Source organism: Saccharopolyspora rosea, assembly GCF_025643595.1.
Lineage (GTDB): Bacteria > Actinomycetota > Actinomycetes > Mycobacteriales > Pseudonocardiaceae > Saccharopolyspora > Saccharopolyspora rosea.
In genome coordinates this window covers 48,323-74,455 of sequence record NZ_CP102826.1, presented here as the reverse complement: position 1 = coordinate 74,455, position 26,133 = coordinate 48,323, and the positions used below count along the sequence as shown (strand labels likewise).

The 26,133-nt window shown below is 71.9% G+C and carries 24 protein-coding genes; 13 read left to right on the top strand and 11 right to left on the bottom strand.

What is annotated here, in order from left to right; genetic code table 11:
* Positions 1 to 11: 11 nt before the first annotated feature.
* Positions 12 to 3,230, bottom strand: a complete 3,219-nt coding sequence (locus tag NV263_RS00345) for a glycosyltransferase (RefSeq protein ID WP_263250341.1) — start codon at positions 3,228 to 3,230, stop codon at positions 12 to 14.
* A 160-nt stretch (positions 3,231 to 3,390) separates the two neighbouring features.
* On the opposite strand from NV263_RS00345, the gene NV263_RS00340 reads away from it, so the two are divergent.
* From NV263_RS00340 to NV263_RS00320, 5 genes are all read left to right on the top strand, one after another.
* A complete protein-coding gene (locus tag NV263_RS00340; RefSeq protein ID WP_263250340.1) occupies positions 3,391 to 3,609 on the top strand; it encodes a hypothetical protein in 219 nt (72 codons plus the stop codon).
* Positions 3,599 to 5,101, top strand: a complete 1,503-nt coding sequence (locus tag NV263_RS00335; RefSeq protein WP_263250339.1) for a sensor histidine kinase — start codon at positions 3,599 to 3,601, stop codon at positions 5,099 to 5,101. The genes NV263_RS00340 and NV263_RS00335 overlap by 11 nt, the downstream gene beginning before the upstream one ends.
* Complete coding sequence (locus NV263_RS00330; protein ID WP_263250338.1) at positions 5,098 to 5,760, top strand: response regulator transcription factor; 663 nt, start codon at positions 5,098 to 5,100, stop codon at positions 5,758 to 5,760. The genes NV263_RS00335 and NV263_RS00330 overlap by 4 nt, the downstream gene beginning before the upstream one ends.
* A gap of 263 nt (positions 5,761 to 6,023) precedes the next feature.
* Complete coding sequence (locus tag NV263_RS00325; RefSeq protein WP_263254450.1) at positions 6,024 to 6,914, top strand: DMT family transporter; 891 nt, start codon at positions 6,024 to 6,026, stop codon at positions 6,912 to 6,914.
* Between the two features lie 266 nt (positions 6,915 to 7,180).
* Entirely contained in the window at positions 7,181 to 7,801 is a 621-nt protein-coding gene (locus NV263_RS00320) for a glycerate kinase (RefSeq protein WP_263250337.1), read from the top strand.
* Between the two features lie 76 nt (positions 7,802 to 7,877).
* On the opposite strand, the gene NV263_RS00315 is transcribed toward NV263_RS00320, so the two are convergent.
* Entirely contained in the window at positions 7,878 to 9,680 is a 1,803-nt protein-coding gene (locus tag NV263_RS00315; RefSeq protein WP_263250336.1) for a gamma-glutamyltransferase family protein, read from the bottom strand.
* Positions 9,681 to 9,765: 85 nt separating this feature from the next.
* Positions 9,766 to 11,061: a UDP-glucose dehydrogenase family protein gene (locus tag NV263_RS00310; RefSeq protein WP_263250335.1), complete on the bottom strand. Its 1,296-nt coding sequence runs from the start codon at positions 11,059 to 11,061 to the stop codon at positions 9,766 to 9,768.
* Between the two features lie 140 nt (positions 11,062 to 11,201).
* Here NV263_RS00310 and NV263_RS00305 point away from each other — a divergent pair, with 140 nt between their 5' ends.
* The 4 genes from NV263_RS00305 to NV263_RS00290 all read left to right on the top strand — a co-directional run bounded on the left by NV263_RS00305 (position 11,202) and on the right by NV263_RS00290 (position 15,563).
* Entirely contained in the window at positions 11,202 to 12,164 is a 963-nt protein-coding gene (locus NV263_RS00305) for an aldo/keto reductase (RefSeq protein ID WP_263250334.1), read from the top strand.
* 375 nt (positions 12,165 to 12,539) lie between these two features.
* Positions 12,540 to 13,298 carry an SDR family NAD(P)-dependent oxidoreductase gene (locus NV263_RS00300; protein WP_263250333.1) on the top strand — a complete coding sequence of 253 codons (759 nt, stop codon included), beginning with the start codon at positions 12,540 to 12,542 and terminating at the stop codon, positions 13,296 to 13,298.
* A gap of 64 nt (positions 13,299 to 13,362) precedes the next feature.
* Positions 13,363 to 14,433: an NAD(P)-dependent alcohol dehydrogenase gene (locus NV263_RS00295; protein WP_317630382.1), complete on the top strand. Its 1,071-nt coding sequence runs from the start codon at positions 13,363 to 13,365 to the stop codon at positions 14,431 to 14,433.
* A gap of 209 nt (positions 14,434 to 14,642) precedes the next feature.
* Complete coding sequence (locus tag NV263_RS00290) at positions 14,643 to 15,563, top strand: restriction endonuclease (RefSeq protein WP_263250332.1); 921 nt, start codon at positions 14,643 to 14,645, stop codon at positions 15,561 to 15,563.
* On the opposite strand, the gene NV263_RS00285 is transcribed toward NV263_RS00290, so the two are convergent.
* Positions 15,564 to 17,225, bottom strand: coding sequence for a TM0106 family RecB-like putative nuclease (locus tag NV263_RS00285; RefSeq protein ID WP_380758769.1), 1,662 nt, complete (start codon positions 17,223 to 17,225; stop codon positions 15,564 to 15,566).
* A 186-nt stretch (positions 17,226 to 17,411) separates the two neighbouring features.
* Between NV263_RS00285 and NV263_RS00280 the strand changes: the two genes are divergently transcribed.
* Positions 17,412 to 18,002, top strand: a complete 591-nt coding sequence (locus NV263_RS00280) for a DUF6474 family protein (RefSeq protein ID WP_397545612.1) — start codon at positions 17,412 to 17,414, stop codon at positions 18,000 to 18,002.
* Positions 18,003 to 18,060: 58 nt separating this feature from the next.
* Here NV263_RS00280 and NV263_RS00275 read toward each other — a convergent pair whose 3' ends face one another.
* Genes NV263_RS00275 through NV263_RS00255 form a run of 5 tightly spaced genes read right to left on the bottom strand, consistent with a single transcriptional unit; the run spans position 18,061 to position 23,234 of the window.
* Positions 18,061 to 19,059 carry a glycine betaine ABC transporter substrate-binding protein gene (locus NV263_RS00275; protein ID WP_263250330.1) on the bottom strand — a complete coding sequence of 333 codons (999 nt, stop codon included), beginning with the start codon at positions 19,057 to 19,059 and terminating at the stop codon, positions 18,061 to 18,063.
* A complete protein-coding gene (locus NV263_RS00270) occupies positions 19,056 to 19,823 on the bottom strand; it encodes an ABC transporter permease (protein WP_263250329.1) in 768 nt (255 codons plus the stop codon). Before NV263_RS00270 ends, NV263_RS00275 begins: the two co-directional genes overlap by 4 nt.
* Positions 19,820 to 21,007 (bottom strand): ABC transporter ATP-binding protein, encoded by a 1,188-nt coding sequence (locus NV263_RS00265; RefSeq protein WP_263250328.1) that lies wholly within the window; start codon positions 21,005 to 21,007, stop codon positions 19,820 to 19,822. The genes NV263_RS00270 and NV263_RS00265 overlap by 4 nt, the downstream gene beginning before the upstream one ends.
* Complete coding sequence (locus NV263_RS00260; RefSeq protein WP_263250327.1) at positions 21,000 to 21,647, bottom strand: ABC transporter permease; 648 nt, start codon at positions 21,645 to 21,647, stop codon at positions 21,000 to 21,002. The genes NV263_RS00265 and NV263_RS00260 overlap by 8 nt, the downstream gene beginning before the upstream one ends.
* Positions 21,648 to 23,234: a BCCT family transporter gene (locus NV263_RS00255; protein ID WP_263250326.1), complete on the bottom strand. Its 1,587-nt coding sequence runs from the start codon at positions 23,232 to 23,234 to the stop codon at positions 21,648 to 21,650.
* Between the two features lie 471 nt (positions 23,235 to 23,705).
* On the opposite strand from NV263_RS00255, the gene NV263_RS00250 reads away from it, so the two are divergent.
* Genes NV263_RS00250 through NV263_RS00240 form a run of 3 tightly spaced genes read left to right on the top strand, consistent with a single transcriptional unit; the run spans position 23,706 to position 25,460 of the window.
* The gene (locus NV263_RS00250) at positions 23,706 to 24,200 is read left to right on the top strand and encodes a hypothetical protein (protein WP_263250325.1); all 495 of its coding nucleotides are present in this window, start codon (positions 23,706 to 23,708) and stop codon (positions 24,198 to 24,200) included.
* Positions 24,201 to 24,222: 22 nt separating this feature from the next.
* On the top strand, positions 24,223 to 24,936 hold the full coding sequence (locus tag NV263_RS00245; protein WP_263250324.1) for a YcnI family copper-binding membrane protein: 714 nt from the start codon (positions 24,223 to 24,225) through the stop codon (positions 24,934 to 24,936).
* The gene (locus tag NV263_RS00240) at positions 24,933 to 25,460 is read left to right on the top strand and encodes a copper resistance CopC family protein (protein WP_263250323.1); all 528 of its coding nucleotides are present in this window, start codon (positions 24,933 to 24,935) and stop codon (positions 25,458 to 25,460) included. Before NV263_RS00245 ends, NV263_RS00240 begins: the two co-directional genes overlap by 4 nt.
* Before the next feature lie 27 nt (positions 25,461 to 25,487).
* On the opposite strand, the gene NV263_RS00235 is transcribed toward NV263_RS00240, so the two are convergent.
* A complete protein-coding gene (locus NV263_RS00235) occupies positions 25,488 to 25,709 on the bottom strand; it encodes a hypothetical protein (protein WP_263250322.1) in 222 nt (73 codons plus the stop codon).
* Positions 25,710 to 25,911: 202 nt separating this feature from the next.
* A complete protein-coding gene (locus NV263_RS00230; RefSeq protein ID WP_263250321.1) occupies positions 25,912 to 26,070 on the bottom strand; it encodes a hypothetical protein in 159 nt (52 codons plus the stop codon).
* Positions 26,071 to 26,133: the final 63 nt, after the last annotated feature.

Sequence of the window (26,133 nt, the reverse complement as noted above, 5' to 3'; positions counted from 1 at the left end):
GACCGCGCGGATCAGCCGAGCAGGTCGCGGAGCGCGGCTCGGGAGACGTCGGGGCCGAACTGGGCGGCGACACCCGCCTTGCCCGCCTCGGAGAGCTTGCGCCAGGTGCCGTCGTCGGTGAGCAGCTGCACGACCGCGTCGGCCAGCCCCGGTGCGTCATCGGCGACCAGGACCTCCTGGCCGTCGGTGAGGTGCATGCCCTCGACGGCGACGGACGTGCCGACCACCGGGACGCCGATGGCGAGGCTCTCCCCGACCTTGCCCTTGACCCCGGCACCGAAGCGCAGCGGGGCGAGGGTGACGCGGCTGCGCGCGTACATCGGCTCCACGTCGGGCACCCAGCCGTGCACCTCGACGCCCGGGCCGGCCAGCTCCCGGACCTGGTCGGTGGGGTTGCTGCCGACGACGTGCAGGACCGCGTCCGGGCACCGCTCGCGGACCAGCGGCATGATCTCGCGGGCCGCCCACCTCGCGGCGTCGACGTTCGGCGGGTGGTCGAAGCTGCCGACGAACAGCACGTCCCGGCGGCCCTCCAACCGAGCCGGGCTCCAGTCCACCTCGTGCACGTTGGACAGGACCCGGACGTCGGCCTCGGGCACCAGTTCGCGCAGCAGCCGCTGCTCGGCCTCGGACACCACGAGCGTGATGTCGCAGGCCCGCGCCAAGCCGAGTTCCAGCTGGCGGGAGGCGAACGCCTTGCGGCGCAACCCGTCCGCCGCCGCGTCGCCCTGCTGCTCGGCGAGCTCGGCCTGCCGTTCCAGGCGCAGGAAGTGCACGTCGACGGTGTCGTAGACGACGGTCGCCTGCGGGGCTCGGGTGCGCAGCTCCTCCAGCAGGCTCCACGCCACCTGGGGGCGGGACAGCAGTGCCAGCGAGATCTCCGAACCGGCCTCGTGCAGGAACGCCTGCTGGAGCTCCGGCGCGGGCAGCACGGTCACGCCGAGCTGCTGCAGTTCGGCGGTGTAGGGCTGCAACGCGGCGTGGTTGCCGGGGAAGAACACCACGCGGCAGCCGAGTTCGACGAACTGCCGCAGCACGCGGCGGATCCGCACCGAACCGGAGTCGAAGTCCGGCCGGGGCACCTGGTGGTCCTTGACCAGCACGATCGGCCCGTGGTGGCCGCGAGTGCCGCGGTGCCGGGCGAGCCACAGGTTGCGCGGTGACGCCTCCGGCAGGTGCTCGGCGGCCAGCGTCTCGGCCCACTTCTCCGCGAAGGCCCGGCGGTTGAGATCCTGGTGCCGCTTGACGCCGGTGCCGAGGTCGGTGCCGTTCGACACGCCCTCGTGGTGCACGACGACGGCGTTCGGCTGCACCACGGTGCGGTACCCGGCGGCGCGGACGGCGAACGCCAGGTCGGTGTCCTCGTAGTAGGCCGGCGCGAACCGCTGGTCGAACCCGCCGACCTGCCGGAACACGTCGGTGCGGACCAGGATCGCGGCGCCGGAGCAGTAGTCGACGTCGCGCAGCACGTTGAACTCGGCGCCGTTCGGGTCGGTGCCGCGGCCGTAGTTCCACCCGCTGCCGTCGGACCAGACGATGCCGCCGCACTCCTGCAGGCGGCCGTCCGGGTACACCAGCTTGGCGCCCACCAGGCCGATCCGTTCGTCCGAGCGCGCGGTGTCGACCAGGACGTCCAGCCAGGACTCGGTGACCTCGGCGTCGTTGTTCAGGAAGAACAGGTAGTCGCCGCGGGCGTGTTCGGCGCCGAGGTTGCAGGCGCCGACGAAACCGAGGTTGCGCTCGGCGCGGACCAGCCGGACCCCCTCGCAGGCGGCGAGCTTGGCGGCGCTGTCGTCGGGTGAGGCGTCGTCGACGACGATCACCTCGAACGGCACGGACACCACGTGGCCGCCGAGGAAGCGCAGGCACTGCCTGGTGTAGGCCCACTTGCCGTGCACCGGGATGATCACGCTGACCAGCGGTTTCTCGCTGCGCGGCACGGGGAGCGGACTGGTGTCGGGGGTCTCGGTGCGCGGCGGGAGGGCGCCGGGCCGTCGGCCGAGGGCGATCTCGTAGACGTCGCGCCGGGTGGTGCCGCGCGGGGCGACGCGCTCCACGACGCGGCGGTACTTGGTCACCGCCCGTTGCACCAGCGCGGAGTTCTGCTCCGCCAGCTCCGCGTTGCGCTCGGCGAGCTCGGCGGCCTGCTGCTCCGCGTCGGCGACGCGGCGCTCCAGGCGGGCGACGGTGTCGCGCAGCCACTCGATGCGCGCCGCGTCGCGCTCCGCGCGCTGCTGCGCGTCGTGCAGTTCGCCCCCGAGGCGGTCCAGTTCGGCGCGCAGCCGGGCCTGTTCGCGGACGCCTTCGTCGGCGCGTTCCTCCTGCTGCCTGCGCAGGTCCTCCAGCCGCGCGATGCTGGCCTTGAGCTCCTCGGCCTCGCGCCGTCCGCGCTGGTAGAGCTCGTTGAGACGGGCGACGTCGGCGACCGCGGAGTCGCGCTGCTCGATGATCGGGGCGACGTCGCCGCCGCGCTGGGCGAGGGTGAGCTCGGCGTCGACGAGCAGCGCCGCCGCGGGCAGTTGCGGCAGCTGGCGGTCGGAGGCGAAGCCGAGCACGTAGGTGTGCGGGACGCCCGGGCTCACACCCCAGCTGTCGCCGGCGCGGCGCAGGGTGGCCAGCCGGACGCCCTCGATGGCGGTGTCCGGGTCCCCGGGGTCGGCGGGCGTCATGAGCGAGCCGACGGCCACGTTCTGCTTCAGCAGCGCGACGTGCCGGAACGAGCCCTCCAGCAGCGATTCGAACTGCCGGGCGCTGAGTTCCTTGACGTGGTACGGGTTGTCGTTGCCGTGCTCGTGCGTGTAGACGGTGGTGTCCGGGGTGCTGACCAGCACGAGCCCGCCCTGGGCGAGGCGGGAGCGGACCAGCCGCAGCACCGCGTCGTGGTCCTCGACGTGTTCGATGGCCTCGAAGCAGACGATCACGTCGAAGGGCTTGGCGTCGGCCAGCAGGTCGGGGTCGGTGATCGAGCCGACGTGGAACTCGACGTCCGGGTAGTTGCGGCTGGCGTGCTCGACGGCGTCCGGGTCGATGTCCACCCCGACGACCTCGGCGGCCTCGGTGGCCAGCAGGGCGGCGCCGTACCCCTCGCCGGAGGCCAGGTCGAGCACCCGCTTGCCGCGCGCGAAGCGGGCGGCCAGGGCGTACCGGTGGTAGTGCTCGTAGATCACCTGGACGTCATCGGTCCAGGGCACGCAGCGTTCACCGGTCCAGTCGATCAGCCGTTCGTTCATCGCCTGCCCCTCGTGCGGCCCGCGGCGGGAAGTCCGTGAGCAGGCTAGCGCCCGGCCGACCGCGGCCGGTGGGGACTGCACCGAACGCGATGCGGGGATGAAAAACCTCTCATCGGGGATTCATGCCCCGGATCGGCGACCGGGGTTAAGAGTGGAGGGCATGAAGTCGGTCCCGAAAACGGTGCTGCTGCTGGCCGCGCTCGCCCTGCCCATCGCCGCGGTGCTGGTCAGCTACGCCGTCACCGACGGCCCCCGGACCCCGGACGTGCCGGACAAGGTGGAGGTGGGCAGCAAGCCGGGGCCGCCGCCCGCCGCGGTGTCCAAGTCCACCGGCGAACTGCCGCCGCCCACGCCGGACGATGACGACGATGACGACTGAGCGGCGGCGGCGCACCGGCACCCGCGTCCCGGCCCGCGTGCAGATCATGGGCTGGATGCTGTTGCTGCTGACCGTGGTGCTGCTGGCGGTGATCCTGATCGTGCGGCAGTTCCTGCACGACGACGTCGCCTCCCAGGCGAACACCGCGCTGGAGCAGGAGTCGCGGGAGTTCGCGGCGTTCGCCGAGCGCGGTCGCGACCCGGCCTCCGGGCAGCGGATCAACGCCCCTGAGCAGCTGTTCCGGGCGTACCTGTCGCAGCAGTACCCGGCCTCGGACGGTGCGCTGATCGGGGTGTGGTCGACGCCCGCCGGGCTGCGCTCGCTGTCCCAGGAGCAGGACGACGACATCGGGAAGATCGTGCGCGATCGTGCGCTGATCTCGCGGATCGTCGCCTCGCACGACCACTCCGGCACGATCGCGACCGCCGCCGGTCCGATGCTCTGGAGCAAGGTGGAGGCCGACGGGCCGCACGACGCGAAGTCGTGGTTCATCAGCACCCACTTCACCGAGGACGCCCGGGAGGCGGCGGACCAGACGGTCCGGACGCTGGTGCTGGTCAGCGGCATCGGACTGGTGCTGGCGGCGGTGTCGTCGTGGGTGGTGGCGGGCCTGATCCTCGCGCCGGTGCGCACGGTGCGGCAGGCCGCCGCCGAGATCAGCGAGCACGACCTGACCCGCCGCATCCCGGTCCAGGGCCGCGACGACATCGCGGCATTGGCCGACCAGTTCAACGCGATGCTCGACCGGCTGGAGGACGCCTTCCGGACCCAGCGCCGGTTCGTCGACGACGCCAGCCACGAGCTGCGCACGCCGATCACGATCGTGCGCGGGCACCTCGAACTGCTCGGGGACGACCCGGCCGAGCGCGAGGAGGTGGTGCGGCTGTGCACCGACGAGCTGGACCGGATGACCCGGATCGTCGAGGACCTGCTGGTGCTGGCCAAGGCCGACCGGCCGGACTTCGTCTCCCCGGCCGCGGTCTCGCTGGCCGAGCTGACCAGCGACATCGAGGCCAAGACGCGGGCGCTGGCCGACCGGCGGTGGCTGCTGGAGGGCATCGGCGAGGGTGACGTGGTGCTCGACGAGCAGCGCGTCACGCAGGCGATGGTGCAGTTGGCGCAGAACGCCGTGCAGCACACCGAACCGGGCTCGGAGATCCGCATCGGGTCGGCGCTGCGCGACGGCACCGTGTCGCTGTGGGTGACCGACCGGGGGCCCGGCATCGATCCGTCCGAAGTGGACGACATCTTCGAGCGCTTCGCGCACGGCAGCACGCACGGCAAGGGCGGTGCCGGGCTCGGCCTGGCGATCGTCAAGGCCATCGCGGACGCGCACCACGGGCGGGTGTTCGTGCGGTCCAGCCCGGGCGCGGGAGCCACCTTCGGGCTGGAACTCCCGACCGCCGCCCCGCACGGGGACACCGCGCGCCACGGCCCCGGGCGGCTGGCGTCCCGAGAGCCGCACGACCCATCGGAGGAGACCCAGGCATGAGCAAGATCCTGATCGTGGAGGACGAGGCCCGGATCGCGGCGTTCATCGAGAAGGGACTGCGCGCCAACGGCTTCACCACCACGGTCGTCGGCGACGGGGACGCGGCGCTGGACTTCCTGCTCACCGGGGACTTCGACCTGGTCGTGCTCGACCTCGGACTGCCCGGCAAGGACGGCTTCGCGGTGCTGCGGGCGTTGCGCGCGCAGCACGTGACGACCCCGGTGATCATCCTGACCGCGCGGGACTCGGTGCACGACACGGTCGCCGGCCTGGAGGGCGGCGCCGACGACTACATGACCAAGCCGTTCCGCTTCGAGGAGCTGCTCGCCCGGGTGCGGCTGCGGCTGCGTTCCGCCGACCGCGCCCCGGAGGTCACCGTGCTGCGCGACGGCGACCTGTCGTTGGACCTGCGCACCCGGCGCGCGCAGGTGCCCGACGCGACGGTGGACCTGACGGCCCGGGAGTTCGCCATGCTGGAGCTGTTCCTGCGGCACGCCGGGCAGGTGCTGTCCCGCGAGCAGATCCTCTCCCACGTGTGGGGCTACGACTTCGACCCGGGCTCGAACGTCGTCGACGTCTACGTCCGTGCGCTGCGCCGCAAGATCGGCGCTGAGCGGATCACGACCGTCCGCGGCATGGGCTACCGGCTCGGGGCGTGACGTGCGGGCCCGCTTCCGACCGGGTGAGCGGTGTCACGCACGATGAGCCCGGAGGCGGGCAGTAGGCTGAACGCGTGAACTCGCACTGGCACCGCGTCCTTCCGCCCCCGTCCGCCTGACGGGCGGCGGATCTTCCGCGCAGCTTTCGGCGGCGGCACCCCCGCGTTCTCGCGAGGTGGGTGCGGCCGCCGCGGCGTGCTGAGGCGGTTCGCGCCCGTTCGAGGGTTCCCACTGGTTCTCGGACGGAAGAGTTCACCTTGTCTGTGCTGGAGAAAACCTCGTCGTTGCGCGGCTTCGCCGCGGGGCCGCTGCCGGTGCTGCTGGCCGCCGCGTTGTGGGGCACCACCGGGACCGCCGCGACGTTCGCGCCCCGGGCTGCCGGGGCGCTGTCGATCGGCGCCGCCACCATGGGGCTGGGCGGGCTGCTGCTGTTCGCGCTCGCCGGCCGGTCGGCGTGGCGGGTGCTGCGCACCGCTCCGGTCGGGATGTTCGCCTGCGGTGCCGCCTCGGTCGTGGTGTACCCGCTGTCGTTCTACTCGTCGATGTCGGCGGCCGGGGTCGCCGTGGGGACGGTGGTGACGCTGGGTTCCGCGCCCGTGTTCGCCGCGCTGGCCGAGCGGGTGCTCGACGGCGTACCGCTCGACCGGCGGTGGGCGGTCGCCGCCGCGGTCTCCATCCTCGGCGGATTCCTGCTGGTCACCGGCCAGAAACCGGTCGACGGCGGGAACGGTGCGGTGGTCGGCGCGCTGCTCGGGCTGCTCGCCGGCGCCGCCTACGTCGGCTATTCCTGGGTGGCCGGTCGGCTGATGCGGGACGGCCACGGGTCGCGCGCCGTGATGGGGGCGGTGTTCGGAGCCGGGGCGCTCGGCCTGCTGCCGGTGCTGCTGGTCACCGGCGGTCCGCTGCTCGGGTCGCCGTCCGGGCTGGTGGTGGCCGGTTACCTCGCGGTGGTCCCGATGGGCTTGGCGTACGTGCTGTTCGGCACGGGTCTGCGGCGCACCCCGGCCAGCGTCGCGACGACGTTGAGCCTGCTGGAACCGGTGGTGGCGGCGCTGCTCAGCGTCCTCGTCGTCGGTGAACGGCTGGGGCCGCAGGCGTGGTGCGGCGTCGCGCTCGTCGGAGCGGGGCTCGTGCTGGTCGCGCTGCGCCGCTGAGCACCTGTGCACAACTGTGGACAACTTTATCCACAGCTGTGCACAACTCCGCCCGGCGCACGCCGTTTTCCCAGCTCATCCACTTGTGGACAGAGTTGTCCACAAGCTGTGGAGAACCCTCGATCGAGGGAGTGTGCAAAACGGATGAAACCTCTTTAATGGAGGGTTCACATCCGCCTCAGCGGCGCCCGGGAACGTGGGAGCCACGAGGCACCAGAAGACCCGCTGGAGCCGACCAGCCGACGCCGACCCCAACGGAGGACCCGATGTCGAGCACCGCGACCGCTCGCACCGACCTGATCCCGGTCGAGGTCACCGGACCGCACGGACGCCCGGTGCGCGCCGAGATCGGGATCGCCGGGACGACCGCGTTCGTCGAAACCGCTGCGCTGAACGGCGACGGCGACGCGCCCGACCCGGCGCACGCCACGAGCCGCGGGGTCGGTGAGCTGATCACCGCCGCGTTGAACCGCGACGTCGAGCGGGTCGTCGTGGGTGCCGACGAGTCGACGGCCTGCGACGGCGGACTGGGCGCGCTGCGCGCGCTCGGCCTGCGCGTGCAGGACGCCTCGGGCGCGCTCCTGGAGGACACCGCCGACCTCGGCCGGGCTCGGCGGTTGGACGACGGACACCTCGACCCGCGTCTGTCCGAAGTGGACCTCGTGGTGGAGGTCGACCCGGAGGCCGTGCTGTGCGGCCCGCGCGGCACGGCCCGCACCAGCGGCTCCGAGCACGTCGAACAGCTCGCCGCGGGCATGCAGATCTGGGCCGACCTGCTGCGCCGCCACAGCGGAACCAGGCTCACCGACCTGCCGGGCGGCGGCACCTCCGGCGGTCTGGCCGCCGGATTCGCCGCCGTCCTCGGCGCCCGCCTCGCGGCGGCCTGACCGCTGGGCGCCCGTCTGTCGAAATCGTCGTGCGCAGCGGGATTCCGCCGCGCACGACGTGTTCGAGGACGGGCTCTCAGCGGCCCGCGGCGTAGCCCTGGGCTCCGCGGGCGTTGGCGGCCGCGCGCAGCACGCCGGTCTCCGGGTCCCGGGAGACCGCCGAGAGGCGGCCCAGCGACCACGGTCCCGCGTCGAGCACGTCGTGGCCGCGCCGCCGCAGCTCGGCCAGGCGCTCCGCACCGAGGCGGGATTCGGCGACCAGGCGGCCGGGTTCCCAGGTGCGCGGGTAGAAGGAGCTCGGGAACGCGCCCGTGTGCCACGCGGGCGAGTCGATGGCCTCCTGCAGGTTGAGTCCACCGTGGACGTGGGCGAGCCAGAAGCACAGCTGCCACTGGTCCTGCTGGTCGCCGCCCGGCGTCCCGAACGCCAGCACCGGTTCGCCGCCGCGCAGCGCCAGCGACGGGCTCAGCGTGATGCGCGGGCGCTTGCCCGGGGCCAGCGAGTTGGGCAATCCCCCGTCCAGCCAGAACATCTGCGCCCTGCTGCCCAGGCAGAACCCGAGTTCCGGGATCGTCGGCGACGACTGGAGCCAGCCGCCCGACGGCGTCGCCGAGACCATGTTCCCCCAGCGGTCCACGACGTCCACGTGCACCGTGTCGCCCCGGCTCTCGCCGGTCGGCGCCACCGTGGGTTCGCCGACCCCGGCACCCTCGACCTGTCCCGACGCGCCGCGACCTTCGGCGACGTGGGCGGGCAGGTGGGCGGTGCGCCCGCCCGGCGATCCCGGCCGCAGCTGCCACGACGCCTGCTGCCCGACCAGGTCGCGGCGCTGCGCCGCGTAGTCGCGGGACAGCAGGTCGGCCAGCACCCGCGGATCGGCCGCGTCGCCGTAGAACGCCTCGCGGTCGGCGAACGCGAGCTTGGCCGCCTCCACCGCGACGTGCACGGTGTCCGCGTCGGCGATCCCGTCGACGTAGCGGACGCGGTCGGTGAGCCCCTCCAGGATGCGCAGTTGCTGCGCGAGCACCGGTCCCTGCGTCCAGATCCCGAACTTCGCCAGCGTCCAGCCGCCCGGCAGGTCGACCGCGAGCGCGTCCTCGTAGCCCGCCTCGAAGTCGGCCATGTCCTGCGCGGTGAGCACGCCGGCGTGGTCGCGCCCGGAGTTGTCCCGGTGCGGGGTGCGCACGAACTTGTCCACGGCCTCCGCGACGAAACCCCGGGACCAGGCGCGGCGCGCGGCGTCGAGCTGCGCCTCCCGGCCGGCACCGGCGGACTCTGCTTCGGTGAGCAGGCGTTCCCAGGTGTCGGCGAGCGCCGGGTTGCGGATCAGCTCGCCGGGGCGCGGCGCGGCGCCGCCGGTCAGCCACAGGTCGGCGGAGGTCGGCCAGTGCTCGGTGAACAGGTCGCGGACCGTGTCGATGGTGCTGGTGATGCGCTCGACGGCCGGGAAACCGCTGCGCGCGTAGCCGATCGCGTACCCGAGGACGTCGCGCAGCGACTTGGTGCCGTGGTCGCGCAGCAGCAGGAGCCAACCGTCCCACGCGCCCGGGACCGTGGTGGCGAGGAATCCGGTGCCGGGGACGAGGTCGAGGCCGAGATCATCGCGGTAGTGCCGGATGGTCGCTCCGGCCGGAGCCGGGCCCTGCCCGCACAGGGCGCGCGGGCGGGGGTCCTCGGCGGTCGCGAACAGCGCCGGGACCTCCCCGCCGGGCCCGTTGAGGTGCGGTTCGACGACTTGCAGCACGAATCCGGCCGCGACCGCGGCGTCGAACGCGTTCCCGCCGTCCTCCAGCACCGCCATGCCCGCGGCGGAGGCGAGCCAGTGCGTGGAGGCGACCATCCCGTGAGTGCCTGCGAGTTCCGGACGAGTCGTGAACACCTCGACACCTTAGGTCTCGATCACCCCGTCGAGCGATACCCGAACCTGGCTGGCGAAGGAGCGCCGCCACCCGGAACGAGTTCCCTCATCCGGTCGGGCGGCCGACGCCGCGCCAGGTGAGCCCCGCCCGGCGGAGGACGTCGGGGTCCAGGTGGTTCCGGGTGTCGACGACCACCGGGCCGTCGAGGAGTTCGGCCAGCCGCGACCAGTCGAGGGTGCGGAACTCCGGCCACTCGGTCAGCAGCACCAGGGCCGCCGCGCCCTTCGCCGCCTGGTACGCGTCGTCGACCAGCACCACCTGCTCCGGCAGGTCGCGTTCGTCGCCGCGCAGGCCCGGGTCGAAGGCGACCAGCTCGGCTCCCCGCGCGGCCAGCAGGCGGGCGACCCGCAGGGCGGGCGAGTCGCGCAGGTCGTCGGTGCCCGCCTTGAACGTCAGGCCGAGCAGGCCCACCCGGGAACCGGCCAGCGAGCCGCCGCAGACCTCGACGACCTTGTCGACCATCCGCTCGCGCTGGCGCTCGTTGGACGTGATCGTGGCGCGCAGCAGCGGGAAGTCGAAGTCCACCGACTCCGCCGCCTGCAGCAGCGCCGCGGTGTCCTTCGGCAGGCAGGAACCGCCCCAGCCCGGCCCGGGTTGCAGGAACGACTGCCCGATGCGGCGGTCGAAGCCCATCCCCTCGGTGACGTCGGCGATGTCGGCGCCCAACCGCTCGCACAGCTCCGCGATCGCGTTGACGTACGACAGCTTCGTGGCCAGGAAGCAGTTCGCCGCGTACTTCACCATCTCCGCGCTGGCGGCGTCGGTGAGCACCGTCGGTGCGCCGAGCCGCGCGTACAGCGCGGCGACCCGCTCGGCGGCGTCCTGGGTGTCGGAGCCGACCACGATGCGGTCCGGGTTCAGGAAGTCGTGCACCGCCGAACCCTCGCGCAGGAACTCGGGATTGCTGACGACCGCGATGTCCGGGCGGTCCACCAGCTCGCGCAGCCGGGCGGCCGTGCCGACCGGCACCGTCGACTTCGTGACCAGCACGCACCCGTGCGGCAGCAGGTCCCGCACCTCGCGGGTCACCGCCTCGACCGCGGCCAGGTCCGCGCTGCCGTCCGCGCCCATCGGCGTCGGCACGCACAGGAAGACCACCTCGGCCTCGCGCACCGCCGACGCCGAACCCACCACGAACTCCAGGCGTCCGGCGGCGAGGCCCTCCCGCACCAGTTCCGGCAGGCCGGGTTCGCGGATCCGCACGTCCGCCTCGGACAGCCGCGCGACCTTGGCGGCGTCCAGGTCGCTGCACACGACGCGGTGTCCCAGCGAGGCCAGGCACGCGCCGGTGGTCAGGCCCACATAACCGGTACCGACGACCACGATCCGACGGGCGAACACCGTCCCACACCTCCGAATTTCCCCCTGACCTCGCCGAATCGTGGCACATCACCGTCTCGGGGGAAGCACTTTCGAGAAGTGTTCACCGGCCGTACTCCTCGGATGACGTGCCCGTGAACTGGCGTTTAGGCTCGGAAATCGTGGAACAGCGACGTCTCGGCGAGTCGGGTCTCGTGGTCAGCGCGGTCGGCCTCGGCTGCAACAACCTCGGAAGACCGGGCACCGCAACGGAATCCCTGGACGGTGCGCGGGAGGTGGTGGGCACCGCGCTCGACTCGGGCATCACCTTCTTCGACGTGGCCGACGTCTACGGTGCGCCGCGCGGCCGCAGCGAGGAACTGCTCGGGCAGGCGTTGGCCGGACGTCGCGAGCACGCGATCATCGCGACCAAGTTCGGCATGGACATGCAGGGCGGCAACGGGCCCGACTTCACCGCGCGCGGGTCGCGCCGGTACGTGCGCCGGGCCGTGGAGTCGTCGCTGCGCAGGCTCGGAACCGACTGGATCGACCTGTACCAGCTGCACCGACCGGACCCGCTGACGCCGATCGAGGAGACCCTGTCGGTGCTCGACGACCTGGTGCGGGAGGGCAAGATCCGCTACGTCGGGCACTGCAACCTGGCGGGCTGGCAGATCGCCGACGCGGCCTGGACCGCCTCCTCGTCCGGGCTGACGAGCACGGTGTCCGCGCAGAACCACTACTCGCTGCTGGCCCGCGAGGCCGAGCGCGAGGTGATCCCGGCGTGCAAGCGGTTCGGGATCGGGCTGATCCCCTACTTCCCGCTGGCCAACGGACTGCTCACCGGCAAGTACCGGCAGGGCCAGGAGCCGCCTGCCGGGTCCCGGCTGGCCGGTCGGGACCGGATGCTCGTGGACGCGCCGTGGGAGCGCATCGAGCGGCTGCGCGCGTTCGCCGACGAGCGCGGACTGCCGATGACCGCGGTCGCGGTCGGCTGGCTGGCCGCGCAGGAGGTCGTGGGCACCGTGATCGGCGGGGCGACCACGCCGGACCAGGTCCGGATGAACGCCGCCGCCGGGCAGTGGCGCCCGAGCCCGGACGACCTCGCGGAGATCGACGCGATCTGCCCGGCGCTGCCGCTGTGAGCTGCACCGATCAGGGAACTGAGGGTGACCGGCACGTCACCCGAGCGGGAGAACGATTCGCCCCCTGTGGCGGACGCGCGTTCGGGGACCCGGCAACCACCCTCGGAACATGGAGCTCATCGGGATCGCCGCCTTGTTCGTCGTCCTCTCGCTGCTCGCCGCCCTCCCCCTGGTGGGTCTGCTGTCGCTCGTGGAGTCGCAGTCCCGCAGGCAGCGCTGAGAACCCGCCCGCCACCACCCTGCTCGTGCGGCGAGCGCGGAAGCGCCCGCGCCGCCGCTGACCGGTCGTGATCGCGTCAGAGGCTGGGCATTCGCCCTGCCGGGTGCTAGATATGCCGGGGTAGGCACCAGCACCGAACGCGAGGAGACGACCAGATGCTGATCACCGACACCACGGCGATCGTCACGGGCGGGGCTTCCGGCCTCGGCGCGGCCACCGCGAGGGCGCTCGCCTCCCGCGGCGCGCACGTGTTCGCCGTGGACCTGCCGGACGTGGTGACCAAGGCACCGGTCGTCGACGGGGTCACCTACGCGGGAGCCGACGTCACCGACGCCGACCAGGTGCAGACCGTCGTCGACCAGGCGGCCGGCGCGGTCAACCCGCTGCGGATCGTGGTGAACTGCGCGGGCATCGGCCCGTCCGCGCGCGTCGTCGGACGCGGCGGGCCGCACGACTTCGACCTGTTCCGCAAGGTCGTCGAGGTCAACCTGATCGGAACGTTCAACGTGCTGCGGCTGGCCGCCGCGGCGATCGGCCGGACCGAGCCCGACCAGCACGGCCAGCGCGGGGTCGTGGTCAACACCGCGTCCGTGGCCGCGTTCGAGGGCCAGATCGGGCAGGCGGCGTACGCGGCGTCCAAGGGCGGGGTGGCGAGCCTGACGCTGCCCGCCGCGCGCGACCTCGCCTCCTCCGGGATCCGGGTGATGACCATCGCACCCGGCATCGTGGACACCCCGATGCTGGCGACCATCAGCGAGGAGTTCCGCGCCGGGCTCGCCGAGAGCGTCCCGTTCCCCAAGCGGCTCGGCGCGCCCGAGGACTACGCCCAGCTGGCGGTGGACATCGTCGAGCACGACTACCTCAACGGCGAGGTCATCCGCATGGACGGTGCGCTGCGGATGCCTCCCCGGTGAGCGCTGCGGGACCGCACCGCGCGCCCGAGGATGACCGGGACGGCTGGTCGGAGGGAGGCCCGCGATGGGCTCGGTCATGAAAGCGGTGCGGTACCCGGAGGTCGGAGCGCGTCCGGAGGTCGTGGAAGTACCGGTTCCCGACCCCGGACCCGGCCAGGTGCTGCTCAAGGTCACCGCCGCGGGGATGTGCCACTCCGACATCGCCGTGATGAGCCGGCCCGCGCCCCGGTTCCCGTTCCCGCTGCCGATGACGCTCGGGCACGAGGCCGTGGGCACGGTCGCCGCGCTCGGCGCGGGCGTGCACGGCATGCCCGTCGGCGAGCCGGTGGCCGTGTACGGACCGTGGGGTTGCGGGGTGTGCCGGAAGTGCGCGCAGGGCAAGGAGAACTACTGCACGCGCGCCGACGACCTCGGGATCCGGCCGCCGGGGCTCGGCGCGGACGGCGCGATGGCCGAGTACATGCTGGTGGACGACACCCGGCACCTGGTCCCGCTGCACGGCCTCGACCCGGTGCAGGCCGCGCCGCTGACCGACGCCGGGTTGACGCCGTACCACGCGCTGAAGCGGTCGATGCCCAAGCTCGTCGGCGGCAGCACGGCGGTCGTCATCGGCGTCGGCGGGCTCGGCCACATCGCCGTGCAGCTGCTGCGCGCGACCACCCCGGCCCGGGTGATCGCGCTGGACGTCGCCGACGAGAAGCTGGAACTGGCCGCCCAACTGGGCGCGCACGACGTGGTGCGCTCCGACGACGCGCCCGACCGCGGCGGGCGGGGCGGCGCGGCTCGCCGGATCCGGCGGCTCACCGGCGGGGACGGTGCGGACGTGGTGCTCGACTTCGTCGGCGCGGAATCCACCGCGAAGCTCGCCGTCGACTGCGTCGCCGTGGAGGGCGACATCACGATCGTGGGCATCGTGGGCGCTCCGCTCCCGGTCGGTTTCGGGCTGACCCCGCACGAGGTCGCGGTGGCGGCGCCGTACTGGGGCACCCGCGCGGAGCTGATCGAGGTCCTGGACCTGGCCCGCGCCGGTGCGGTGCGCGCGCACGTGGAGACCTACGGCATCGACGAGACCCCGGAGGTCTACGAACGGCTGCACCACGGCCAGATCCGCGGGCGCGCGGTGATCGTGCCCTGAACGGGGAGGTTTTCTGAATCCGCCCCCACCGGTGAACGCGGCTGGCAGCATGCCAGTGATCACGATTCTGAGGCGGTGGTGGTGTGCGGGCGTGGATCGTCCGGTCCGGACGCGCTGGTGAGCGCGAACAGTGGGCACTCGCTCAGGGATTCACCGGCGGCGGGTTCGGCGGTGTTTCGAACCTGACGACCGCAACATCCCGCGATGACGTGCTCTCCGCCGTCGCGGCAATCCACCCGGCCGCTCCGGATGGCAAGCTGAAGAACCTCGCGGCACAGCTGTGGGCGCTGCGTGGCCGCATGGACGTCGGCGACCTCGTGGTGATGCCGCTGAAATCCGGCCCTCAGATCGCCATCGGCCGCATCACCGGCGAATACACCTACCGGGAGGAGGAGGCCGACCTTGAGCGGCGGCACGTCCGGCCCGTCCAGTGGCTGATCGACGACGTGCCGCGCACCGCGATCGGGCAGGACCTGCTGCATTCCCTGGGAGCGTTCACCACGATCTGTGAAGTGTCCAGGAACGATGCCGCCTGGCGGCTGGACCGCATCCGCACCACCAAACGGGATCCCGGAGCACGCCCGCCAGCGCGACAGGCGCCCACGAGTCAGAACGGTGAGGGCACCGGGGATGCCGACACCGAACCGATCGACATCGAGCGCTACGCGCGGGACCAGATCGCCTCGCGGGTCATCGAAGTGTTCTCCGGGCACCGGCTCGCCGAGCTGGTCGCCGCCGTGCTCACCGCCGAGGGCTTCACCTGCGAGGTTTCCCCAAAAGGTCCCGATCAGGGGATCGACATCGTCGCGGGAAGAGGGTTGCTCGGGCTCGACCCGCCGAGGTTGCTCGTCCAGGTCAAGTCGGAGGCCACCGCCGTGGGCGATCCGGTCGTCCAGCAGTTGGAGGGCGTCGTGTCACGCCAGGGCGCGGACCAGGGGCTGCTCGTGGCGTGGGGCGGGATCACCCGGGAAGCCCGCCAGATGGTCAACACGCGCCGCTTCGCCGTCAAGGTCTGGAACTCGGAGGACGTGTTGACCGGGGTGTTCCGCAACTACTCCCGGCTTCCCGCCGCCATCCGGGAAGAGCTGCCGTTGAAGCAGGTGTGGACGCTGGTCGCCGAACCCGGCTGATCACAGGTCCGCGGTGTGGGGGACCTCCTGGACGGCTTCCGAGGTCATCCAGTGGCGGATGGCGAGGGTGGCGCGGACGTCGTCCTCGTTGTAGCGCAGGATGCGGTCCCGCTGGGAGGGGTCCGGTGCGGCCCCGCCCAGGCCGACGGCGTCGCGGTACCAGCGCATCGAGTTCTCGCCGCTGGCCTCCGGATCGCGCCAGCCGAACCCGGCGCACGGCGCGATCACCTTGAGCCCCTTGCCGTTCGGGCACAGGAACTGGTCGCGCACGGACGCGAACAGATCCACCCACTCGTCGGAGGAGATGAACTCGCGGACCTCCGAAACCGGTGGCACGCCCGGCTTGCCCGCGAACCGCTCGGCGGAGGCCAGCATCCAGCGGTTCTCCGCGAGCTCGTTGTAGCAGTAGGCGCGGAAGGTCAGGCCGCGCTCGCGGGCGCTGCGGCGGATCCCGGTGAACCAGGCCCAGAACTCGGCGAACGAACGCGCCTCGTCGTCGGAGGGCAGCGGGTCCCAGCTGACGAACGCCCGGTAGCCGGGCGCCTCCCCGAGGTCCGCGCCGGACAACCAGCAGCCCCACAGGTACGCACCCGCGTCGGCGTAGCTCTCCATGTCGACGTCGACCTCGACGTCGGCGCGGGGCACCCGGACCCGGCGCACCCGGCGGACCAGCGGCAACCGGCGCAGCCACGCCTTGGCCAGCAGCACGACGTCGGCGGTGCGACCGGGCGCGAGCGGCGAGTCGGCGTCCGGCGGCAGTTCGGCGAGCTCGTCCACAGTGGCCACGCCGATGTCGCGCAGCGCCACGGCGTCCTCACCGCGCACGACCAGGCTGACGTCGCGGCTGTCGCGCAGCTGGAGTTCGCACGTCGGCCACCACGGGCAGCCCTTGCACTCGTTGATCCGGGACGGCCGGGCCAGCGGTTCGGCGCCGGTCGCGGCGGCGGAGGCGATGGCGAGCCGGTCGGCGAACCGGGCGTCGTACTCGGACAGCGCGGTGCGCCCGCCCGGCCAGGTCGCCTTCTCCAGGTCGTGCCAGAGGACCCACTCGGCGTCGACGCCGATGACGCCACCGATGCCGTGCGACGCGCTCATCCCGCACGCCTCCAGCAGCCGGACCGCGTGCGCCAGGCGCAGCTGGTCGCGGGGTTGCGGGCGGACCTTGCGGGACTGGTCGATCCAGGACGTCTCGGGCACCGGGCGGCCGATCGACGACACGCGCGCGCCGCAACCCGGATCGGTGATCTTGTGCCGGACGACGAGCACCGGCGTGTACCCGTCCTCGCTGCGCACCAGCAGGTCCACGGTGCCGCGGCGACCGGCGTCGGGATCGTTGGGCAGGTGGGCGTGGGAGATGTAGCGGATGCCGTCGCGCATCGCCGCCAGCGTCGCCTCGGCGCGCTGCGCCGGGGTGCCGCGCGGGATCTCCGTCCATTCGGCGCCGTGCAGCTCACCCAGCCGCCGGGCCACCGACCTGCGGTGTTCGGTCGCGTCGGCGATGCGCTGTTCGACGCCCGGATCCAGCGGCGCTTTCTCCGCGTCGCGCATCGCGGGATCGTGCTCCAGGTGCACGCGTCGGCGACAGCGCGTCACGACACCGGCGTCCAGCAGCACATCCTCCACTCTTGCAGCGTATGTCGTGGCTCCGACCGTCGCGCCCATCACCCCGGTGACGGGCCGCCACATCCGACCACTGCGTGTGACCTGCCGCTGTCCTGCCGCCCGCGATCCGGTTCCGGGAGCAGGTTCGAAGACAGGCACCGAGGTTCCGCTCCCGGCTCCGCTGCGTGGAGCGAGTTCGCACCCAGGCTCCTAGAGTCGGCGGCAGCCGGTAGCGAGGAGGCTGAGATGGCGCGGTCGGTGGGCAAGCGGTCGGTGCACAAGCGGGCGCACGCCGTCCGGATCCCGAAGCAGACCAGCCGGGCCGACACCGCCGCGCGCGGCACGGCCAAGCAGGCGAAGAAGCGGGCGAAGGCGGAGCGCCAGGGCGAGCTCGGGCGCCTCACGCCGGGCAACGCGAAGAAGGTCGTCGGGATCGCCAAGATCGTCGGGCCCGCCGTGGCGCCGTTCGTGGTGCGGGCGGTGACCGCCGCCCGAGCGGCGTACGACCGGTACCGCGCCCGCCGGCTGGGCGTCCCGGTCGACGAGGTCGGCAGCTTCACCGGCCGGGGCGCGGCGTTGCACGCCCGCATCGCGGGCGACGCCGAGGCGCTGCGCGACCTGCGCACCCGGGTGGCCGGCCGCAGCGACGAGGAGAGCCTCGCCGTCGAGCAGTACGCCGAGCGCACGGCCGCGCGGCTCGCCGAGCTCACCAGCGTGGTCCGGGCCGCGGAGCGGATGCCCGCGGCCCGGCGCCGCGCGGCGCACCGCGCGGTGCACGACGAGCTCGGCGGCGTCGAGCAGAACCTGCTCCGCCGCTTCGGCGTCGAACCCCGCTGATCCCGCGACCGCGAACGGCCCGCTCGCCGGGGTGAGCGGGCCGTTCACCAGGTCCGGGTCAGTGCTTGCCCGGGATGGTGACGAAGCCCTGCTGGGCCATCCAGTCGCGGGCGACGTCGGCCGGGTCGCGGCCGTAGACGTCGACCTGGGCGTTGAGCTTCATCAGCTCCTGGTTGTTCAGCCGGTCCAGCACCGGTTGGAACACCTGGGCCAGCTGCGGGTACCGCTTGAGCAGTTCGTCCCGGGTGGTCGCGCCGATGTTGTAGCGCGGGAAGAACTTCCGGTCGTCGTCGAGCACCTTCAGGTGCAGCGACTCGATGCGGCCGTCGGTGGTGAACACCTCGCCGAAGGTGCAGGTGCCGTTGGCGGTCGCCTGGTAGATGCTGCCCGTCGACAGGGTCTTGACCTTGGACGGGTCCGGCTGGAACCCGTAGGTCTTCTCCACCCCGGGCAGACCGTCGTTGCGGGTGGCGAACTCGGTCTCCACGCAGAACGTGGCCTGGTCCGGGTGTTCGGCGATGACCTTCGGGATGTCCGAGAGCTTCGTGATGCCCAGCCTGCGCGCCGCGTCCTGGTTGAGCGCGAACGCGTAGGTGTTGTCCGAGCCGTAGGACACGCCGGTCCAGGCGATGCCGTTGCGCTCCAGGTCCTGCTTGCGGACCGCCTCGTACTGCTGGTGCGCGTCGGGGATCGGCGTGGAGTTGCCGTTGTAGCTGATCCAGGACGACCCGGTGTACTCCATCATCACGTCGGTCTGGCCGCTCTGGAGCGCGTTGCGGGCGCTGGAGGAACCGGTGATGTTGCTCAGGTCCCGCACGTCGGCGCCCGCCGCGGACAGCGCGAACTCGGCCAGGTAGCCGAGGATGATCTGCTCGGTGAAGTCCTTGGAGCCGACGGTGAACGTCGCGCCCTCCAACTCCGGGACCGGTTTGATCGACCCCGGTGCCACCGGCAGCGGGACCGCCGACCCGGAGCTCAGCCCGCATCCGGCGGTCAGCACGCCGACCAGCACCGTGGACACCAGTCCGAGGGCGCGTCGGGTGGTGCGCGCAGTCATCGCAACCCCCTCGGGGACAGGTAGGTCTCGGCGAGCGCGCCCAGCCAGTCGACCAGCAGGGCCAGCGCCATCGCGAGCACGGCACCGACGCTCAGGACCGTCCAGTTGTTCAGCTTGTAGCCGGTGTCGATCAGCTCGCCGAGCCCGCCCGCGCCGACGAACAGCGCCAGCGTCGCGGTGCCCACCGCGAGCACCAGCGCGGTCCGCAGACCGGCCAGGATGAACGGGATCGACAGCGGCAGCTCGATGCGCAGCAGCACCTTGGCGCCGGACATGCCGATGCCGCGACCGGCGTCGATCAGCGACGGGTCCACCTGCTGCAACCCGACGATGGTGTTGCGCAGCACCGGCAGCAGCGCGTACAGGGCCATCGGCAGCACCGCGATCCAGAAGCCGGTGGTGCCGTTGGTGACCAGGAAGAACAGCACCAGCAGGCCCACCGACGGGGCGGCCTGGCCGATGTTGGCCAGTCCGATCACCAGCGGCGCGGCCCGGCGCGCCCACGGGCGGCTGAGCAGCACGCCCAGCGGCACGGCGACCAGCACCACGATGCACGCCACCGCGAGGCTGATCAGGAAGTGCTGCCAGCTCAGCTCCACGATCTTCGGGACGTTCAGGCTGCGCCGGGTGACCTCGCTGAGGTCCTGGCCGAACGCCCACCCCAGCACCGCGACGACGAGCACGACCACGGCGACCGGCTGGGCCAGCAGCCGCATGCGCTCCGCCCGGCGGGAGCCGGAGTCGGCGGCGAACTGACTGCTCATGACTCGGTCTCCTCGTCGGCGCCGTGCTCCTCGCGCAGCGCCTTGATGGTGTTCATCACGGTGTCGATGTCGACCACGCCGACGTACTCGCCGCGCGATCCGGTGACCACGGCGACGCCGTCGTCGTCGGTGAGGATCGCCTCCAGCGCGTCCTGCAGGGTCGAGGCGGGCGAGACGCTGTCCTCCACCGGGCGCCCGGCCCGCTCCAGCCCGGAGACCGCACCGGCTTCGCGGGCGGTGGCCCAGCGCAGCGGGCGGTTGCGGCGGTCGAGCACCAGGCCGATCGCGCCCCGGCGGGTACCCAACCGTTCGCGCAGCGCCGACGGCGCCTCGTCGACCGTGGCCGTCGGCACCTGGCCGAGTTCGATCTCCCGCACGCGGCGCAGCGTGAGCTGCTTGAGCGCGGCGCCGGCGCCGACGAATCCGGCGACCATGTCGTCGGCCGGGTTGGCCAGGATCGCCTCGGGCGTGTCGTACTGCAGGATCTTCGACCGCTCGCCGAGGACCGCGATGCGGTCGCCGAGCTTGACCGCCTCGTCGAAGTCGTGGGTGACGAACACGATCGTTTTGCCCAGGTCTGCCTGCAGGCGCATCAGCTCGTCCTGCAGCACACCGCGGGTGATCGGGTCCACCGCGCCGAACGGCTCGTCCATCAGCAGCACCGGCGGGTTGGCGGCCAGCGCCCGGGCCACGCCGACGCGCTGCTGCTGACCGCCGGACAGCTGCCGCGGGAAGCGGCCGCGGTACTCGGCGGGGTCGAGCCCGACCAGGTCGAGCATCTCGTCGACGCGCTCGTTGATCCGCTTCTTGTTCCAACCGACCAGCTGGGGAACCATGCCGACGTTCTCGCCGACGGTCATGTGCGGGAACAGGCCGGTCTGCTGGATCGCGTAGCCGATCTCGCGGCGCAGCTTGTCCGGGTCGAGGCCGAGCACGTCCTGCCCACCGATGGTGATCTTGCCGGCGGTCGGCTCGATCAGGCGGTTGATCATCCGCATGGTCGTGGTCTTGCCGCTGCCGGACGGCCCGACCAGCACCACGGTCTCCCCGGCGGGGATGGTCATGGTCACCGACTCGACCGCGGCCAGCTTCTGGCCCGGATAGCGCTTGGAGACCTCGTCCAGGTGGATCTCGACGCCGTGCCCGCCGGTCGGCCCGGCGCCGTTGGTGTTGTTGTCAGCCACGGATACCCCTCGATGTCGTCAACCGCCCGATCAGCACGAACACGGCGTCCAGCAGCAGGGCGAGGATGATCACGCCCGCGGTGCCGGCGACCGCCATGTTCAGCGCGTTCGCCCCACCGAGCTGGGTCAGGCCGGTGAAGATCAGGTTGCCCAGACCGGGCCCCTTCGCGTATGCGGCGATGGCCGCGATGCCCATCAGCATCTGCGCGCTCACCCGCATGCCCGCGAGGATCGCGGGCCAGGCCAGTCGCAGTTCGACCCTGGTCAGCACGCCGAACCGGCTCATGCCGATGCCGCGCGCGGCGTCCAGCACCGGCTGGTCGACTGTAGACAGCCCGACGATGGTGTTCCGCACGATCGGCAGCAGTGCGTAGAGCACCAGCGTCACCACCGACGGCGCCACGCCCAGCCCCAGCACGGGGATGAGCAGGCCGAACAGGGCGAACGACGGGATCGTGAGGATCGCGCTGGACAGTGCGGTGGCGATCGCCGCCCCGGCGGGGCTGCGGTACACCGCAACCCCGACCAGGACGCCGACGATCGTCGCCAGCACGATGCACTGCACCACCATGCTGGCGTGCTGGTAGGCGTCCACCAGCAGTTGTTGCCACCTGGATGTGACGTAATCCAGGAAGTTCACTCAATTTCCTCCGGCGTTGGGTTCGGCGTTCTCCGCCGGGGAGGTGACGAGCTGGAACTCGCCGTCGTGCTCCTCCTCGCCGACGATGACCGCCTGTTCGAGGACCTCCGCGCCCTTGGACTCCCGCAGCATGATCGGGTCGGAGCGCAGGTCCTTCATCAGCGCCACGCACATGAACACCATCACGATGGCGAACGGCAGGGCGCCGATGAACGTCAGGTTCTGGATCCCTTCCAGTGCTTCGTCCCCGCCGCCGCCGATGATCAGCATGATCGCGGCGACGGCTCCGGTGGCCGCACCCCAGAAGACGACCACCCACTTGCTCGGTTCGATGGAGCCGCGCTGCGACAGCGTGCCCATCACCACGGAGGCGGCGTCGGCCCCGGAGACGAAGAAGATCGCCACCAGGACCATCACCAGCACCGAGGTGACGATCGGCATCGGCAGGTGCTCCAGCACCGAGAAGGTCTGCGCCTCGGCGGCCCCGGTGCCGAAGACGTCCGCGCTCTTCTGGCTGTCGATGGCCGCTCCTCCGAAGATCGCGAACCACACCAGGCTGACCGCGGACGGCACCAGCAGGACGCCGCCGATGAACTGGCGGATCGTGCGGCCGCGGCTGATGCGGGCGATGAACATGCCGACGAACGGCGTCCAGGAGATCCACCAGGCCCAGTAGAAGATCGTCCAGGTGGACAGCCAGTCGTGCATCTGCTTGCCGCCGGTGGCCCCGGCGCGGGAGGCCATGGCGCCGAAGTCGCTGATGTAGGCGCCCAGCGAGGTCGGCAGCAGGTTGAGGATGAACACGGTCGGGCCGACCACGAACACGAACACCGCGAGCAGCGCGGCCAGCACCATGTTGATGTTGGACAGCCACTGGATGCCCTTGGCGACGCCGGAGACCGCGGAGGCGATGAAGCACACCGTCAGCACGGCGATGATCGCGACCAGCAGGCCGGTGCCGGTGTCCCCGATCCAGCCCGCGGACTGCATGCCGCTGCGGATCTGCAGGGTGCCCAGGCCCAGCGAGGCGGCCGAGCCGAACAGCGTCGCGAACAGCGCGAGGATGTCGATCAGCTTGCCGATCGGCCCCTCGGCGTTGCCCTTGCCGATCAGCGGCCGGAACACGCTGCTGATCAGCTGCTTGCGACCGCGGCGGAAGCTGCCGTAGGCGATGGCCAGGCCGACGACGGCGTAGATCGCCCAGGGGTGCAGCGTCCAGTGGAACAGCGAGGTCGCCATCGCCGTGGGGACGGCGTCCTCGGTGCCGGACGGCACGGTCCCCGGCGGCGGCTGGACGAAGTGGTTCAGCGGCTCGCTGACGCCGTAGAACATCAGCCCGATGCCCATCCCGGCGCTGAACATCATCGCGATCCACGAGACGGTGCGGAACTCGGGCTCCTCGTCGTCCTGGCCGAGCGGGATCCGCCCGTACCGGCTGAACGCCAGGAAGAGCGCGAAGAACACGAAGCCGGTGGCGGCGAGCACGAAGCCCCAGCCGGTGTTGGTGATCAACCAGTCCAGGGCGGCCCCGGCGGTGCTGCTCAGCGAGTCGGTCCCGAGGCCGCCCCAGAGGACCAGCGCGAACATGATGCCCGCGGTGATTCCGAAAACGACCCAGTCCGTTCGCGGGCGGTCGATGAACTCCTGCTTTGCGGAATGGTCGCTGGAATGGCCGCTCGTTATGACATGCCCATCTCTGTTCGTTTCGGTCGCCACAGGTTCCGGCGTCGACTTGTCGGCGACGCCCCCTCCTCTCCGTCGTCGGCACGACGATCCGAACCCAGTTCCGCCTTGGTGCGTTGTCGGCGCACGGGGCCCGCCCCGGATCGTCGGCAACCCATAAACCGTGACCCGAATGGGTTAACAAGGCAAGTGTTACCTGCGGTAGGCGTGACCTAGCCGACACCTAGACTGGCCTTCGTGGCGGTCCGGACATCACCTGCGCGGGGCACGTTCCGTGTCCTGCGAGGTGTCGGTCTGGCCACCACGTCGGCGTCACTGTCCGTAGCAGCACACGCGGCGGCCGGTGGGTCGTTACCCGAAGCGGGGACGACCGCTGTGGCCACCGCCCTGCTCGCCGGTGCCGGCGTGGCCCTCGCCGATCGCAAGCGCGGGTCGTGGGGCATTTTAGGTGCTTTGGGCGTTAGCCAGCTCGCACTTCACTTGTTTTTGCAGGTAGCGGGCTCGCATGAAGCCGGCATGAGCTGCGGAATGCCCTTCTCGCCGACGGCCATGACCCTCGGGCACGTCGCCGCCGTACTGCTGACCGGGCTGCTGATGGCCCGCGCGGAGGATGCACTCTTCGTGGTCGCTCGCGTGCTCGGACGCATCCTTCCGCGCAGACCGCGTCCGCTACGCAACGTCACCGAGCCGCGCACGGTCTGCATTCCCGCCGACACGGTTCGTGTTCTCGCGCAACTGATCCACCGGCGCATTCACACCCCGCGCGGACCGCCGGAATCTCCCCACCCCGGGCGACGATCAAGTGGAATCGACCACCGAATCGTTGCCATTTCGTCATTTCTTCGCGTACGCGCGCGAAGAATAGCCTGAGTTCGGGAGATTTCAAGTAAAAATGTCGACGAATCGAATCGCCGCCCGCTCGGCGGCGGTGGCCTCGGCGTGCGGAATCCTGGCGCTGATCGGCGCGGGCACCGCCTCGGCGCACGTCACCGCGCAGCCGAAGGAGGTCGCCAAGGGCGGCTACGCCAAGATCGCTTTCCGGGTGCCGAACGAGCGCCCGAACGCGGGGACCGTGCAGGTGAGGGTGGACCTGCCGCTGGACCACCCGATCAGCTCGGCGTCCACCAAGCCGATGCCCGGCTGGACCGCGCAGGTGGACAAGGTCAAGCTCGACAAGCCGGTCGAGGTGGACGGCGCCAAGGTCACCGACGCGGTCCGCAGCATCACCTGGACCGCGCAACCGGGCACCCGCATCGGTCCGGAGCAGTTCGACGAGTTCGAGGTCAGCCTCGGCACCATCCCCGGCGACACCGACCAGCTGGTGATGCCCGCCGAGCAGACCTACGACAACGGCGAGGTCGTCCGCTGGGCCGACCCGCAGCCCCCGGGCGCACCCGAACCGGAACACCCGGCCCCGACGGTCAAGCTCGTCGCGGACGAGGAGGCGGGCCACGGCACGTCCGGGCACGGCACGGCCCCGGCGGCACCGCAGCAGACCAGCGACGACACCGCCCGCTGGCTCGGCGGTGCCGGCCTGGTCGTCGGCGCCCTCGGCCTCGGCCTCGGCGGCGGTGCGCTGCTGCGCGGTCGCGGGGGCCGGCCATGAGGCGGGTGCTGGCGGTCGTCGCGACGGCGGCGGCGCTGCTGATCGGCGGGGCGGGCACCGCGCTGGCGCACAACGTCCTGGTGTCCAGCGACCCGGCGGACGGCGCCAAGCTCGACACCGGCCCGGCCCAGGTGCGCCTGACCTTCGACCAGCCGGTCCGCGAGGGATACGACACGGTCACCGTGGTCGGCCCGGACGGCACCTACTGGACCGACGGCCAGGTGCGGGTGGACGGCAACGTCGTGACCGCTCCGGTCCGGCAGCTCGGTCCGGCCGGGACCTACGCGGTCGGCTACCGCATCCTGTCCAACGACGGACACCCGGTGTCCGGCAAGGTCACGTTCACGCTGACCAAGCCGGGCGGCGGCACGCCCGCCCCGGCGCCGCAGAACCCGGAGCAGCCGCAGACGGGCCAGCCGTCCGACTCCGGCGGCATGCCGGTCTGGCCGTGGATCGCGGGTGCGGTCGTCGTGGTCGCCCTCGGCCTGTTCCTGGCGCTGCGCCTGGGCAAGCCGAAGGACTGAGCGGAATCCTCCGCGGCGGGCCGGGTTTCACGCGAACCCGGCCCGCTCGGGAGATCGCAACGCGTGCCGCCCGTACCGCGCGGCCTCGACCTCCTGCTCGCGCTCCTGCGCCACCCGCGCGCACAGCTGCCACACACCGGTGGCGCCCTGCCCCGGGCCGGAGTGCTGCCCGGACGCACGCCCGCCCCACACGAGGAGCAGTGCGGAGAACACGACGGCGAGCACGAATGATCCGCACACCACGAGCATCGGTTCTTTTCCTTCCTGCAAGGGGTTCCACCGGGGAGCGCCCGGCCGGAGCCAAGGCGGGGAGGGGGCGGTCCCGCTCCGGCCGGGCGCGGACCTCGCGGCACCGCGTCGGGGTTCGCACGCCGCGAGGGGCTTGTCGACGTGATCAGAAGCGGGCGGAGATGGTCCGCCAGCACTTCATGCACGTCTCTTCGCCGATCCACTAGCTCTCGGGCGGGAGTCGCTGCACGCGCCACGCCTCGACCTCGACGCCGCAGAACGAGGACACCGGCGCGTCAGGCGGAGCGCGACGCGCTTCGGTCGAGAACGCGTGCCTGCCCTGCCCCACCGGGCGCCAGAACCAGTCGATCAGGGTCCACATGCTTGAATTATGTCAACATAATTTTAGATCTTGAAGGCCTCGTCCGAGTGATCGTTAGTCGTC

What these genes read in the sequence shown, in the direction of transcription:
- NV263_RS00300 (WP_263250333.1), top strand. Translation starts at nt 12,540, where the DNA reads ATGCTGATCACCGACACCACGGCGATCGTCACGGGCGGGGCTTCCGGC.
- NV263_RS00320 (WP_263250337.1), top strand. Translation starts at nt 7,181, where the DNA reads ATGTCGAGCACCGCGACCGCTCGCACCGACCTGATCCCGGTCGAGGTC.
- NV263_RS00295 (WP_317630382.1), top strand. Translation starts at nt 13,363, where the DNA reads ATGGGCTCGGTCATGAAAGCGGTGCGGTACCCGGAGGTCGGAGCGCGT.
- NV263_RS00255 (WP_263250326.1), bottom strand. Translation starts at nt 23,234, where the DNA reads ATGTTCGCGCTGGTCCTCTGGGGCGGCCTCGGGACCGACTCGCTGAGC.
- NV263_RS00245 (WP_263250324.1), top strand. Translation starts at nt 24,223, where the DNA reads ATGTCGACGAATCGAATCGCCGCCCGCTCGGCGGCGGTGGCCTCGGCG.
- NV263_RS00230 (WP_263250321.1), bottom strand. Translation starts at nt 26,070, where the DNA reads ATGTGGACCCTGATCGACTGGTTCTGGCGCCCGGTGGGGCAGGGCAGG.
- NV263_RS00235 (WP_263250322.1), bottom strand. Translation starts at nt 25,709, where the DNA reads ATGCTCGTGGTGTGCGGATCATTCGTGCTCGCCGTCGTGTTCTCCGCA.
- NV263_RS00285 (WP_380758769.1), bottom strand. Translation starts at nt 17,225, where the DNA reads ATGGGCGCGACGGTCGGAGCCACGACATACGCTGCAAGAGTGGAGGAT.
- NV263_RS00280 (WP_397545612.1), top strand. Translation starts at nt 17,412, where the DNA reads ATGGCGCGGTCGGTGGGCAAGCGGTCGGTGCACAAGCGGGCGCACGCC.
- NV263_RS00240 (WP_263250323.1), top strand. Translation starts at nt 24,933, where the DNA reads ATGAGGCGGGTGCTGGCGGTCGTCGCGACGGCGGCGGCGCTGCTGATC.
- NV263_RS00340 (WP_263250340.1), top strand. Translation starts at nt 3,391, where the DNA reads ATGAAGTCGGTCCCGAAAACGGTGCTGCTGCTGGCCGCGCTCGCCCTG.
- NV263_RS00330 (WP_263250338.1), top strand. Translation starts at nt 5,098, where the DNA reads ATGAGCAAGATCCTGATCGTGGAGGACGAGGCCCGGATCGCGGCGTTC.
- NV263_RS00275 (WP_263250330.1), bottom strand. Translation starts at nt 19,059, where the DNA reads ATGACTGCGCGCACCACCCGACGCGCCCTCGGACTGGTGTCCACGGTG.
- NV263_RS00270 (WP_263250329.1), bottom strand. Translation starts at nt 19,823, where the DNA reads ATGAGCAGTCAGTTCGCCGCCGACTCCGGCTCCCGCCGGGCGGAGCGC.
- NV263_RS00335 (WP_263250339.1), top strand. Translation starts at nt 3,599, where the DNA reads ATGACGACTGAGCGGCGGCGGCGCACCGGCACCCGCGTCCCGGCCCGC.
- NV263_RS00345 (WP_263250341.1), bottom strand. Translation starts at nt 3,230, where the DNA reads ATGAACGAACGGCTGATCGACTGGACCGGTGAACGCTGCGTGCCCTGG.